The sequence below is a fragment of the Acinetobacter larvae genome, assembly GCF_001704115.1.
Taxonomy (GTDB): Bacteria; Pseudomonadota; Gammaproteobacteria; order Pseudomonadales; family Moraxellaceae; genus Acinetobacter; species Acinetobacter larvae.
This window is the reverse complement of record NZ_CP016895.1, coordinates 3698672-3712264: the sequence shown is the minus strand read 5'-3', so window position 1 is coordinate 3712264 and position 13593 is coordinate 3698672. Positions and strand designations below refer to the sequence as shown.

The window sequence follows — 13593 nt, the reverse complement described above, 5'->3', positions numbered from 1 at the left end:
GGTTGCTATGGCGATTCGCCGTATAGAAGGTTTTCTACATCATGCCAGCGAAGGTCGTTATGCGATTTTAGTTGGTCGTTTTAATAGCTTTGTGGTGGAACATTTGTTGGATGGTGCCATCAACACCTTACAACGTCATGGTGTGGCAGATGAGCAAATCACTGTACTGCATGCCCCAGGTGCTTGGGAGTTGCCTGTTGTGGCGAAAAAACTTGCAGCATCAGGTCAGTATGATGCGATTATTGCACTAGGTGCGGTGATCCGTGGTAGCACACCGCATTTTGATTTTGTTGCCGGTGAATGCGCCAAAGGTTTAGGCGTGGTTGGTTTAGAATATAGTCTACCGGTCATCAATGGTGTACTCACAACAGATAGTATCGAACAGGCCATTGAACGTTCGGGTACAAAAGCAGGCAATAAAGGCAGCGAAGCTGCATTGACTGCAATTGAAATGGTTAATTTGTTAAAGGCGATTTAAAAACATGTCGCAGACTCTGCAAGCAGCCTACGCAGCAAAACGCAAAGCACGTCGTTTTGCTGTACAAGGTATTTATGAATGGCAAATGAGCCATAACCCAGTTCATGCGATTGAAGCGCGTACCCGTGCCGAAAATCATATGCATAAGGTTGATTTAAACTATTATCACGAATTGCTGACGCAAGTGGTTGCTGAACATAACGCATTAGATGCGCTATTGGTACCGGTATTAGATCGCGAACTCGCTGCACTAGATGGTGTAGAGTTAGCAACTTTGCGCCTCGGTGCTTATGAACTAAAACAGCATCTTGAAATTCCCTATCGTGTGGTATTGGATGAAGCCATTGAATTGGCTAAATATTTCGGCGGTGCCGATAGCCATAAATATATCAATGGCGTGCTAGATCGTTTGGCTGAGAGCCTACGTGAAGCCGAAAAGAAACAAGCAAAATAACGAGTTGCAATGGCTGAGTTTTCTATTATCGAGACCTATTTCAATCGTCAGCCACACGCCGTCGATGTAGGCATAGGTGATGACTCGGCTGTGATTCAGCCACCGTCACAACAACAATTGGTGATTTGTACCGATACACTGATATCGGGGCGGCACTTTCCAACCGATACAGCAGCACATGCTGTGGGTTGGAAAAGTGTGGCGGTGAATCTTTCCGATATCGCAGCAATGGCTGCCACACCACATAGCATTTTGTTGGCACTGAGTTTGCCAAGTATTGATCACGCATGGTTACAAGGCTTTAGTGATGGGCTTTATGCTTGTTGTGAACACTATGGCGTCAGCTTAATTGGTGGTGATACCACACAAAGCCCGCATTTAACCATTAGTGTCACTGCACTTGGTTGGGTTGCACCGCAAACTGCTGTGACGCGATCCAATGCACAAGTGGGTGATCTGATTGTTGTCAGTGGAACGGTGGGTGATGCTGCATTTGCTTTACAGCATTTGGGTGATCCCCTACAACAACGTTTGGATTACCCTACCCCACGCTGTGTATTGGGACAGCAGCTCAATGGTTTAGCCCATAGCATGATTGATATCTCTGACGGTCTTGCCCAAGATTTGCAACATATATTAACAGCATCACATTGCGGTGCTTGTATAGAATTATCGCAGTTACCTTTGAGTACACGCGTGCAAGCCTTGCCTTTAGTCGAGCAGTGGCAATATGCGTTGACTGGTGGGGATGATTATGAATTGTGCTTCACCCTATCCAAAGAAAATTATCAAAAACTTCTGCAACGACACCCCGATGTACAAACCACAGTGATTGGTCAGATTATTGCGCAACCCCAGTTGCAATTTATGTATCAAGGTCAAGCACAATCATTAAAACTAAACGGATATCAGCACTTTGCATCAGAATAAAATAAATTGGCAGCGCATGACGTGGCAACAACGCTGTATTGTATTTTGTGGCGTTGGTTTTGGATCAGGTTTGGCGCCCAAAGCACCAGGAACTTTTGGCTCTCTCTTTGCCTTACTTTTTGTGCCTATTTTTATGGCACTTGGCTACTATCCTGCCCTGCTTTTGATACTCATCATGACGGTGTTGGGAATTTATATTTGTGGTAAAAGTGCCGAGCTCATGGGCGTACACGATGATGGTCGTATCGTATGGGATGAATTTGCCGGTCAATCCATCACATTTTTACCTTTAATATATATCAATCAAATGAGTTGGGCATGGCTGCTGATAGGCTTTTCCCTCTTTCGTTTATTTGATATTTGGAAACCATGGCCGATTGGTGTGGTGGATCGCCAAGTTGCTGGTGGTCTCGGTATTATGCTTGATGATGTAATTGCTGGTATATGGGCAGCATTATGCATTGTCTTGTATTTATATATTTCAATTAGTTAGTAATAGTTGTTGAGAATAACTCAATTTGAGAACTAGGTGTGTTATGACGATAAGTGTGATTATACTTGCGGCGGGTAAAGGAACGCGAATGCGTTCTGCTTTGCCTAAAGTATTACAGCCCTTAGCAGGTCGTCCCTTGTTGGGGCATGTGGTCGATACTGCAAAAAAACTACAAGCAAAACAAATTATCACAATCTATGGTCATGGTGGTGATCTGGTACAACAGGCATTTGCAGCTGAACCAATCCAATGGGTCGAGCAAGCACAACAACTGGGTACTGGGCATGCTGTACAAATGGCATTGTCTGTTCTGCCCACTGAAGGAATCTCCTTAATCTTATCGGGTGACGTGCCCTGTGTAACACAAGACACCTTACAGCGCTTGATTGCGGCTTCACAAGAAACAGGCATTGGTTTGGCGACACTGACTTTAGAAGATGCTAGCGGTTATGGTCGTATTGTTCGTAAAGCAGGACAAATTCAAGCCATTGTTGAACATAAAGATGCCACAGCAGAACAACGCCAAATCCAAGAAGTTAATACGGGTTTATATTGTGTAAGCAATGCCAAACTGCATCAATGGCTCCCTCGCCTCAGCAATGACAATGCCCAAGCTGAATATTATTTAACAGATATTTTTGCCATGGCTTTGGCGGATGGCATGCAAATCGCTTCGATTCAACCCAATAAGGCTTTTGAAGTCGAAGGTGTAAATGATCGTGTGCAACTGGCGGCTCTAGAGCGGCAGTTACAGCATGATCAAGCGGAGCAATTGATGCGCCAAGGTGTACATTTGATTGATCCAACGCGTTTCGATTTACGCGGTCAACTCGAGGCTGGTCAAGATGTACGGATTGATATCAATGTGGTGATAGAAGGACATTGTGTCTTTGGTGATGGCGTTGAAATTGGTCCAGGTTGTATCATTAAAAATAGCCATATTGCTGCGGGTAGCAAAATACAAGCTTATAGCATTTTAGATCAAGCGCAGGTCGGTGTTGCAGCACAAATCGGACCTTTTGCACGTTTAAGACCTGGCACGGTACTCAGTGATGAAGTACATATTGGTAACTTTGTTGAAGTCAAAAACTCTAAGATCGGTTTAGCGTCTAAAGCCAACCATTTTACCTATTTGGGGGATACTGATATCGGCGCAGATTGTAATATTGGTGCCGGTACCATTACCTGTAATTATGATGGTGCCCATAAACATCGTACGGTTATTGATGATCAGGTATTTATTGGTTCAAATAGCTCATTGGTCGCACCATTACATATAGGTGAAGGTGCAACGGTTGGTGCAGGCTCAGTCATTACCCATGATGTTGAACCCCATGCGCTCGCTTTTGAGCGTGCAAAACAGTTGAGCAAAACAAATTATCAACGTCCCCAAAAGGCTAAGAAATAAGAGGATAAATTTATGTGTGGAATCGTTGGTGGTGTTGCCGAACGTAATATTAGTCATGTGCTGATCGAAGGTTTAAAGCGTTTAGAATACCGTGGTTATGACTCTGCTGGGGTAGCAGTAATCGATCATGGTGATATTTTGCGTGAACGTCGTGTGGGGAAAGTTGCCAATCTCGCTGAAGCGGTAGAGCAAGCAGAGATTAGTGGTTCTTTAGGCATTGCACATACCCGCTGGGCAACACATGGTAAACCGACTGAAGCCAATGCGCATCCGCATGTTTCAGGTAAGGTCGCCGTGGTGCACAATGGTATTATTGAGAATTATCAAGATATTAAACAATCATTGATTGCTTTGGGCTATCACTTTAGCTCACAAACAGACAGTGAAGTCGTTGCCCATTTGATTGATCACCAATTAAAAACTACAGCAGATTTATTGACGGCTGTACAACAGATTGTGCCTCAACTCAAAGGTGCTTATGCACTGGGTATTATACACACCGATTTTCCTGATCAATTGGTGACAGTACGTGAAGGTTCGCCTTTGGTGATTGGTGTTGGGATTGGTGAGAATTTTATCAGTTCTGATCAATTGGCATTATTACCGGTAACTAACCGCTTTATGTATCTTGAAGAAGGTGATATTGCGCTTTTAACACGTGATCACATAACCGTTTTTGTTGATGGTCAGACAGTACAACGCCCAATCAAAGAACTCGACGCAACGGTAAGTAACGCCTCGAAAGGTGAATACAAGCATTATATGCTCAAAGAAATCTATGAGCAGCCAGAAGCCATTCAACAAACCATATCGCAAGCTTTAAATGGCAATGTCTTACGTGAAGATTTTTTAGCGTCAGCTGTGGTCGATTTTGCGCGTATTCAACAAGTACAAATTATTGCTTGTGGTACCAGTTATCACGCTGGCATGATTGCCAAATATTGGTTTGAGCAATTAATTGATTTACCTTGTCAGGTCGAAATTGCCAGTGAATATCGCTATCGTAGCCCAGTCATTGTTGCAGATACCCTTTATGTTTGTATTTCCCAATCTGGTGAAACCGCAGATACCCTTGCTGCGCTACGCGATACCCAAAAACGTGCTGCAGCGAAGCACTGTAATATCAGTACATTAGCTGTATGTAACGTCGCGACCTCTTCGATGATTCGTGAGACTGACCACCATCTTTTGACTTTGGCAGGTCCTGAAATTGGTGTTGCATCAACCAAAGCCTTTACCACGCAATTAGCTGCATTGATGTTATTGGTACTGAAAATTGGTCAGGTCAAACATAATATCAGTGCGCAAGTACTCACAGAGATTATTGTGGCTTTATGGCATTTGCCGAAAGTGTTAACCGATACGCTGCAGAATGACCGTAATATTTTGGCACTCTCCACGCTTTTTGTGGAAAAAAATCACTGCTTATTCTTGGGACGTGGTACGGAGTTTCCAATAGCGCTTGAAGGTGCGTTAAAGCTTAAAGAGATCTCCTATATTCATGCCGAAGGTTATGCCGCGGGTGAGCTAAAGCATGGTCCATTGGCATTGGTGGATAACGATATGCCTGTGGTGATTCTTGCGCCGCAAGATCACATGTTGGATAAACTCAAATCTAATATGGAAGAAGTACAGGCGCGTGGTGGTGAGTTGTTTGTATTTGCAGATGAACACAGCGGTATTCAAAAAGCAGATCGCCAGCATGTGGTATATGTACCGACTATTGATGAGCGTCTTGCGCCAATCGTATACAGTATTCCGGTACAACTCTTGTCTTATCATGTTGCTGTATTGCGTGGTACCGATGTCGACCAACCACGTAACTTGGCGAAGTCTGTAACGGTCGAGTAAGTATAAGCTTGTTTGATGGGTGCTTGTAGTCAGACAATAAAGTCTCACACCAAACAATAAAGTATCATACTAAACAAAAAAGTGTCATACTAGATTGTTTGTTTTATGAACACCTGTTATGCTCATTTCAAATGAACACAACAGGTGTTTTTTATGCTCTCAGTCCAACAACAGCAAGAATGGATCAAAGATGGCCGAGGCGATGGTGAGTTATCATCATATAAACCGTGGTTGACTGTTCGGGATCTATCATCACTTGGTCGCTCTCATCGAGTTTACGGCCATAAAACGAAGCGGACACATCATCTACTCTCTGACTTAGAGCTCGCTATTTTCTTAATTTTAGAATGGAATCCTCTGATTCAAGATATACGAGAACAATTCCCTCTTCGGATAGAACAAACTGAAGAAATCGCCCATTTAACTTGTATTCCACACCCTGCCGTTAGAGGCATTAAGCAGATAATGAGTACGGATTTTTATGTATTTAGTTCCGACGCTATGAATCCTCGATTTAGCATACAAGCTAAATACCAGAAAGATCTTGAAGATATCCGTACAATTGAGAAACTAGAAATCGAACGACGTTATTGGCAAAGCAAAGAAATCCCTTGGCAAATCATCACTGAACAAGAAATTCCTAAAGTTGTTTTTGACAACATTAAATGGTTATATCCTGCCATTAGAGATAATGATCACATCAATCAGTATGATCAAATTGAATTCTATGTAAAGCAATTCCATAAATATCCAAATTTATCCTTGGTTAACTTAGCAAAAAAAATTGATTCATCTTATGACCTTGAGATAGGTACATCTCTATCAGAATTACGTGTACTTTTTGCTCAACGTTATTTTAAATTCAACCTAAAATTAAATTACAAAGATTTAGTCCCACCCAATATTCAATTAGGCAATCTAACGACTTGGGAGGAGGTTCGCTATGCTGCGAATCAATGATGTATATCAGTATCAAGATCTCTCGATTAGAATCCTCAAAATTTTATCTGAACATATTGTTTGGATTGATATCAATGATGTGAAAGCACTTCCTGAAATCATCAGCAAAACGGAATTATTTCATGCCATTGAATCTTTTGAGGTGTTTCGAATTGAAGATCCCTTTCAAGATGTTGCCTTCATACAGCCCGAAAAAGATTCCACTTCTCAACGAAAAAGAGATGAAAATTACAATTTAATCAAAAATATAGTTGATCATGAACAGTTTTATATACCAAGTGCCCGATCCTCACTAATTAATGAAATTATAAATAGTAAGAAATCTACCAAACAGACAATATACCGCTTGCTTAGACAATACTGGCAAAGAGGGCAGACACCGAATGCTTTGATCCCTAACTACCAAAATTCAGGTGCAAAAGGGAGTAAAAAAGTTGCAAGTCAAAAATTAGGAAGAAAGCGCCTCTACAAAGAAGGTACTGGAGCTATTATTACACACGAAATTGAACGCCTATTTCATCTCACGATTAGCAAATACTTATTATCAAATAAGAAACATACTTTAAAATATGCCCATCGGGAATTTCAAAAGCTATATCGCACACTTCACCCAGATACCCCTGAAAATGAATATCCTACACTACGCCAATTTCAGTATTTTTATCACCGAGAATACAATCAAGTAACTCGTTTACAGAAGCGATCAAACGACATTGAGTATTCTAAAGATTTACGCCAACTCCATTCTACAGTAAATACACAAGTTCTCGGCCCTGGTTCACGGTATGAAATAGATGCCACCATTGCTGATATTTATTTAGTTTCCAATCTTGATCGAAGCCGAATAATTGGCCGACCAACAATTTACTTCGTCATTGATGTCTTTAGTCGTATGGTTACAGGCTTATATATTGGCTTAGAAAATGCTTCTTATAAAACAAGTATACAAGCACTTTATTGCGCTTTTACAGATAAAGTCGCTTTATGCAAAAAGTATGGAATAGATATTACTTATGAAAACTGGCCTTGTATCGGCTTGCCTGATGCGATTTTGGCTGACCGAGCCGAGTTATTTGGTCATCAAATTGAAAATTTAGAAAAAAGTTTTTCGATAAGGCTTGAGAATGCACCACCCTACCGTGGTGATCTAAAGCCAATTGTTGAAAGCAGATTCAAATTAATACAAGCTGAATTTAAACCCTTTGCAAAAGGGGTGGTTCAAGATGTAATCACAAAAAAACGAGGTGGAAAGGACTACCGTCTAGATGCAACACTTAATCTAGATGAATTCACTAAAATTATTCTTTTATCAGTACTGAAATATAACCAATTTCACCAAATCAACAATTATGATCGTGATATCGATCTACCACATGACCTACCAGCCGTCCCAATGGCGTTATGGAACTGGGGAATACAGCATCGTACGGGGAAACTACGATCAGCTTCCGATAAGGCTGTTTATGTCGCATTATTGCCTAGAGAAAAGGCAACTTTATCAAATCGAGGTTTGAAAATTTTTGGTGTGACTTATACCTGCCCAGAATTATATGAAAAGGGTTGGCTACACCGCCAAAATACAATAAATCGACCCAAGTTTTTATATGCTGCCTATGATCCAAGTAATGCAGACAAAATTTATGTTTTCTATGAACAAAGTAGTCTGAAATATTGGGAAGCAACGATTTCCGACTATTCCCGTGAATTTAAAGGCTATAGTTTTTGGGAAGTTTGGCAAATCAATAGTGTTCAGAAAAAAACTATTGAAAAGCAAAATATAAAGAACAACTTAGCTCAATCTGAGTTAGAGCAGAAAATCATGGATATTATTCAACAAGCTAGTAGCGAAACACCATTGTCTACTCAAAGCCAGAAAAGTCGAATCTCTGAGATTAGGAGTAATCGAACCCACGAAAAAGAGCTTGAACGTTCTAAATTGAAAGGTACGACTTCCATTGTTAATGACACTGCTACAACGGTTATGAAACCCAAAATCACACAAGATGCTCAGAGCAATGTCATTCCTATGCCAAAGCGGAAGAAGTCATCTGACGAACTTGATGAGGATTTAAAGTTACGTTTCCCTCTATACCACGATTTACTCAGTGAAGATGATGAGCCATAACTTTATTCACGAATAAGGATGAATAGAATGAGTAATAAAGTCATTGTTAAGGAATATCAACCTAGTATTGGGCATTATGCTGGCAATCCATTCATTGAAGCATTACCCCCTATTTTGGATACGCCTGATATTATCAAAGCACTGAGAGGGAAAGTAAATTTCGATATTACAGACCAATCTCTACCAGCATCACAACGTATACACCTTATTCCTCAATTACTGAATATTTTTTTTCATCCAATTGAACGACATATTGAACTTTGGACAAAATTTTCAATTATGTTAAGACAAGGGTATGTCGGTCGAAATATATCAAATGGAGAATTGAACAAACATATTCAGAACGGTTATGAGCGAACAATGAAAGGAGATATTTCAGCTTTTAGGTATGAGCCTGCTCGATCAACAGCTCAAAGTATGAGTATTATCGGATGTTCTGGAATCGGTAAAACTACAACAATCAATAATATTCTCAGTGTATACCCACAAGTTATTTATCACGAAAAGTATAACTTTACCCAAATTGTATACTTAAAAATTGACTGTCCTCATGACGGTTCATTAAAAAGCTTGTGCTTACATTTCTTTAGAGCCGTTGATATTGCTCTTGATACTAACTATGAAGCTAAATACGCTTTAAAGCGTCATGGTGTTGAAACGTTACTCAATTTAATGCGTCAGATTGCAAATTTTCATGCAATTGGCTTGCTTATTATTGATGAAATACAGCACCTTAATATCAAAAACTCTGGCGGTGCTGATAAAATGTTAAATTTCTTTGTCACACTCGTTAATGTGATTAGTTTGCCCGTCATCATGGTAGGTACACCAAAGGCAAGGTATATATTTAATGATCTTCGTGGTAACCGTAGGGCTGCTGGATTTGGATCTGTATTATGGGAACCTATAAAAAATGAACCAAACCTTGAGTTAAATAATCGCATATATAAATCTGAATGGAATGCTTTTACCGATGCTTTATGGAAATATCAGTGGTTAAACAAAGCAGATATGCATCTCTCTGATGAGATTCGTGAATGTCTTTATGATCTTAGCCAAGGCATTCTTGATATTGCTGTCAAATTGTTTATACTTGCACAAATTAGTGCCATTACATCTGGTCTAGAACGCATTACAATTAAATTATTAAAAAAGACTTACCATGATGAACTTAAGCCCATCCATCCAATGGTCAATGCACTTAGATCTAAAGATCCAGAAAAAATCATACAGTTTTCTGATCTAATTATTCCTGAAGTCGATCAGCAAATTCTTAAATTACAAATGATTGTAGATAAGCATACTGAATCTACTGAGTATGATGATTTGAGTGAATACAATGGTAATAAAGAGGCTATACGCTTACATCACCTTTTACTTGGGCTAGACTTTAAATCTGAACTTTTAGTACCAACTATTAAACGAGCCTTTCAGCAACATCCCCATCTTTCAATGCAAGAACTTATGCCAATTGTCATGATATGGCTGAATGATATAGGCAAAAATATTCAGACTAACCCAAAGCCTAAAAATAAAAGTAAAAGGGTTAAACAAGATCAATGGCATACTTTAGATACTGAGGATTTACGATTCCAATTCTCACAAAAAGATGAGAAACAAAATTTCTATCAACATCTTAAAGAACATACTCAGCTTATTTTTAATATGGAACGCTGGTTTGAGCAGGTGAGTTAGATGCTAAATTTCCCTCTGCCATATCAGAATGAACTCATTTACAGTACTGTGGCTAGGGCTGGAATCCGTCTTGCTTTAAGCAGTCCAAAACAATTATTGGATGAAATTTTTCAAAACCGTAAAGTTATTGCTACAGTTGATCTCCCTTGCCACTTAAACGCTATTATCAACCAATATCCTAGCAATCAGTTAAGCCTAGAGGATATTGCATATCAGCATACGCTCTTCCCTATCTATGCCCCCTTTGTACCTGAGGATAGACGGCAACAGTGTTTACAATGGATGGCTGAAGTATCTCAAGGCTCAATTCATCTTGCCCTGGGTGTTAATGTGTCACGACTTAAACCCATCCATAAACTCCGCTACTGCCCAGCCTGTTTTAAAGAACAGTTAGAATTATATAGTGAACTTTATTGGTCACGCTTATGGCAAATACAAGGTGCTTGTTGTCCAATACATGGTGAACTTATTGACTCAACCATTGAACTAAGATCATTACATCGACATGATTTCATCACACCAACATACCAAACGTGCCCTGAGAAAATTCAGTCGAAAGCGACATCAGATAGCCTATTTATTACAAAGAAATTATTAGAATTATTGTCTCTTCCGTCTTCTGAGTCACCTCATTATGAGCAATGGACAAGGTTCTACCATCAGCTTGCTCAAAAAAATCATTGTATACGTGGTCGAAACTACATTAGTCACGACAAAATCTTAGACAAAATCATTGCTCGATGGCCTTCCAAATTTTTAGGACAATACAATTTAGGCGGCTTAAAATCTGAAACAGGTTGGTTACGAAGTATCTTCAGAAAACACCGAAAAAGTTTTAGTTATCTGGAACATATCGTTGTGATTGAAGCATTAAGTAATAAAGAATGGTCTTTTTCAGCGATTCTAGAACAAGTTAAAAATTTAAATAAAGACTCGAAAGACAATAATAGTCAAAATTTAAATATATGTGTGCACCCCAACCACTTTGAATATAGAGAAAAATGGCTAAAACTGGTCAAAGAATTAGGTATTAAACCCGCTCGTTCTATAGATCAAGCCTTATATGCTTGGCTATACCGTAATGATAAAGACTGGCTATTGAAAATAAATCAAACCTTCCATCAGGGCTTTATTCCACAGGGAGCTAAAGTTGACTGGTACAACCGTGATCTTACTTATGCAAGACAACTTATTCGGCTCTACAATGAGCTCATTTGGGATGTAGATAGTCCTCGACGCTCTGCAAAATGGTGGCTTTCACAAATCACCCATGTTTCGACTATTGAAAAAAATTTATATCGTTTACCCATTACTCAATCATTTTTGAAACGCTATAACGAAGATATTAGTAGCTACCAAATTAGACGGTTAACTCAAGTTTTTATTGAAATAAAAATGCAAAGCCAAGACTTACCTCGTTGGAGAATTTTACGCAAAGCAGGTTTGAGTGACGAGCGTATGACCTCTGAAACGGCAAAATTTCTAAATATGGCATTACAATACTTAAGGTTAAATTAATGAAAATTAAGAATTTCCCAGAAGATGCAAAAATTACATTCTTAGGTGAAATATTTAAATTTAATCACTTAAAATCTTGGAATATTAAATTAGGAATCCATGCTGATTCTGAACTATCCGTCAAGCACTCACGTCTATCTAATTTACCAGCTTTTGCAAGAGGTCGATGTCTGAATCCAAGTGACGGTCAATGTCGTAAAGGTGGGTATAAAATTAATATCAATATTCAATCAAATGAAGATTGGAAAGTTAAAGTTGATTCAAAAAATAGAGGGTATTATTTTGAATTTGATTTTAATAGAGGTAGTGAACAAAACCCAGACCTCCTGCATATCTGTATACCCCAGATTGAGTTAGCACGCGTTCTTTTCTTTCACAATGCCTATTTAGCTAGGAACTGTATTGATCAAGGTATCTTAGCAAGAGAGTTTTTTGTTGATCCTATAGATCAGAAAACGACCGTTATTCATGTGCTACCACACCGCACATTTCCTTTAGGTCAATTCAATAATGAGGGCATTCGCAGATTACTCTCATGGATATTATTAGATGAAAATGCTAGGCAATCCTATGAAAGTATTGCTCATTACTTCAAATTAGAAGCTAAACAATTTGAAGAAAAAACATCATGGCAATTTCACTTCACGCCACCGCAACTAATAAATATCTCACTCAAAATGCTTGGTCGATTTGATTCTACAACCAATGAATATTTAGTCTTTGAAATTACTGATCTACATAATATTAAGACTACTCTGCCTCCAAACGTTCTTTATGAAAGCCCTGAGTTCAAATCAGGTAATTCAACAGGCTCTGGAGGAGGCTCTTCTGGCTCTAATCAAGGGGGAGATGATTCTTCGGTAGATGATGATATTGAAGGTGACTCAAATTCGAAATTAGTACAAATAGAGATCCCTCAAACATCCTTAAGTTTTTCGAATCCTAGTGAAACGAGAAAAGTCGTGAAGAAAAAAACGAAAAGCGGATCAGGTGGATATGATGATGTGACTGAGTATGAAGAAGTCGGTGTTGGAACAGGTGAACCAACCGTTAATGGAGATGGGGCTCAAGGCGAATTTAATGGATTAGAAGATGACAGCGACGTGATCGCTCTCTACATGCAACGTTTTGATGCTTTTAAACTTCTTGTAAAACAACTTGCCTTAAAACATCATCTAAAATATGAAGAAAAACTGCACTATTTGCAAAAAGTTGGACGTTCACGTCTGCATCGGACACTAGACGGAAACAATCGATGCCTACTTGAGGTTAGATTCTTTATTGAGAATCACTGGTATGCAATATTAGAAATTGATACCAGTGATAACGCAAAACCACTCTCAACATTGATTGTACAAATCCATGATCTCAATAAATGGAATTATAGTTTTAAAGATATTGCTAAAAAAATTGTTAAAAACTCCCTTCGATGGCCATCTATTGAAAGCCTACAAGATTTAGGAATTCCTTATACGTTGAATCATCCCAAACATCTAATTGAATTAACTGAAACAGATGATGAATTTAAGGGATGGTTGCAGCGTTTGGAAAAAATACTTGATCTTTCATAAAATGTTATGGGCTTAATCACTTATTTTGTACATACATACTCTTAGATGCATTAAAATAGCTTAATTATTCTGTTAGATGCTCAATATATTGTTTGTCTAAAAGAAGTAGC

Annotated in this window: 11 protein-coding genes; all 11 read left to right on the top strand. The window is 39.0% G+C overall.

Annotation, left to right across the window (positions count from 1 at the left end):
* Positions 1 to 7 precede the first annotated feature (7 nt).
* Positions 8 to 478 (top strand): 6,7-dimethyl-8-ribityllumazine synthase, encoded by a 471-nt coding sequence (ribH, locus tag BFG52_RS16385; RefSeq protein ID WP_067558827.1) that lies wholly within the window; start codon positions 8 to 10, stop codon positions 476 to 478.
* A gap of 4 nt (positions 479 to 482) precedes the next feature.
* Positions 483 to 932 (top strand): transcription antitermination factor NusB, encoded by a 450-nt coding sequence (gene nusB, locus BFG52_RS16380; RefSeq protein ID WP_067558824.1) that lies wholly within the window; start codon positions 483 to 485, stop codon positions 930 to 932.
* A 9-nt stretch (positions 933 to 941) separates the two neighbouring features.
* Complete coding sequence (thiL, locus tag BFG52_RS16375) at positions 942 to 1862, top strand: thiamine-phosphate kinase (RefSeq protein ID WP_067558821.1); 921 nt, start codon at positions 942 to 944, stop codon at positions 1860 to 1862.
* A gap of 16 nt (positions 1863 to 1878) precedes the next feature.
* Positions 1879 to 2355 (top strand): phosphatidylglycerophosphatase A family protein, encoded by a 477-nt coding sequence (locus tag BFG52_RS16370; protein WP_067558818.1) that lies wholly within the window; start codon positions 1879 to 1881, stop codon positions 2353 to 2355.
* Between the two features lie 43 nt (positions 2356 to 2398).
* Entirely contained in the window at positions 2399 to 3763 is a 1365-nt protein-coding gene (gene glmU, locus BFG52_RS16365; RefSeq protein WP_067558815.1) for a bifunctional UDP-N-acetylglucosamine diphosphorylase/glucosamine-1-phosphate N-acetyltransferase GlmU, read from the top strand.
* Between the two features lie 12 nt (positions 3764 to 3775).
* Positions 3776 to 5614 carry a glutamine--fructose-6-phosphate transaminase (isomerizing) gene (glmS, locus tag BFG52_RS16360; RefSeq protein WP_067558812.1) on the top strand — a complete coding sequence of 613 codons (1839 nt, stop codon included), beginning with the start codon at positions 3776 to 3778 and terminating at the stop codon, positions 5612 to 5614.
* 153 nt (positions 5615 to 5767) lie between these two features.
* On the top strand, positions 5768 to 6574 hold the full coding sequence (locus BFG52_RS16355) for a heteromeric transposase endonuclease subunit TnsA (protein ID WP_067558809.1): 807 nt from the start codon (positions 5768 to 5770) through the stop codon (positions 6572 to 6574).
* Positions 6558 to 8699, top strand: coding sequence for a Mu transposase C-terminal domain-containing protein (locus BFG52_RS16350; protein WP_067558806.1), 2142 nt, complete (start codon positions 6558 to 6560; stop codon positions 8697 to 8699). The genes BFG52_RS16355 and BFG52_RS16350 overlap by 17 nt, the downstream gene beginning before the upstream one ends.
* Positions 8700 to 8726: 27 nt before the next feature.
* Positions 8727 to 10394, top strand: a complete 1668-nt coding sequence (locus tag BFG52_RS16345; RefSeq protein ID WP_067558803.1) for an AAA family ATPase — start codon at positions 8727 to 8729, stop codon at positions 10392 to 10394.
* A complete protein-coding gene (locus BFG52_RS16340) occupies positions 10395 to 11912 on the top strand; it encodes a TnsD family Tn7-like transposition protein (protein ID WP_067558799.1) in 1518 nt (505 codons plus the stop codon).
* Entirely contained in the window at positions 11912 to 13483 is a 1572-nt protein-coding gene (locus tag BFG52_RS16335; RefSeq protein ID WP_067558796.1) for a Tn7-like element transposition protein TnsE, read from the top strand. Before BFG52_RS16340 ends, BFG52_RS16335 begins: the two co-directional genes overlap by 1 nt.
* The last annotated feature ends 110 nt before the right edge of the window (positions 13484 to 13593 follow it).